The organism is Bremerella sp. JC817, assembly GCF_040718835.1.
Lineage (GTDB): Bacteria > Planctomycetota > Planctomycetia > Pirellulales > Pirellulaceae > Bremerella.
This window is the reverse complement of record NZ_JBFEFG010000077.1, coordinates 1-461: the sequence shown is the minus strand read 5'-3', so window position 1 is coordinate 461 and position 461 is coordinate 1. Positions and strand designations below refer to the sequence as shown.

Below are 461 nucleotides of genomic sequence, written 5' to 3'. Positions count from 1 at the left end.
CAGGATCAACAGCAACAGGATCAACAGCAACAGTATCAACAGCAACAGGATCAACAGCACGGACCCAATACAACCGCGGCCAGGTAATCACGTGCGAGACGATCTTCGGGACTCAGGTCGGTTCGCCATCGCCAGAAAACGCCCAGTATGGCGACTTCACTTCGTGGCCCGACGAAGGACCGGCGTTGTTTCTTCGCACCTCGATGTTCTGGGAACTGTTGGTCCTGCTGCTGTTGGTCCTGCTGTTGTTGGTCCTGCTGTTGTTGGTCCTGTTGTTGTTGGTCCTGTTGTTGTTGGTCCTGTTGTTGTTGGTCCTGTTGTTGTTGGTCCTGTTGTTGTTGGTCCTGTTGTTGTTGGTCCTGTTGTTGTTGGTCCTGTTGTTGTTGGTCCTGTTGCTGTTGATCCTGTTGCTGTTGATCCTGTTGCTGTTGATCCTGTTGCTGTTGATCCTGCTGCTGTTG

1 protein-coding gene is annotated in these 461 nt (G+C 52.1%); it reads left to right on the top strand.

The features are described from left to right. Positions 1-185: 185 nt before the first annotated feature. On the top strand, positions 186-461 hold a 276-nt coding region (locus AB1L30_RS00355; RefSeq protein WP_367011370.1), incomplete at its 3' end, for a hypothetical protein.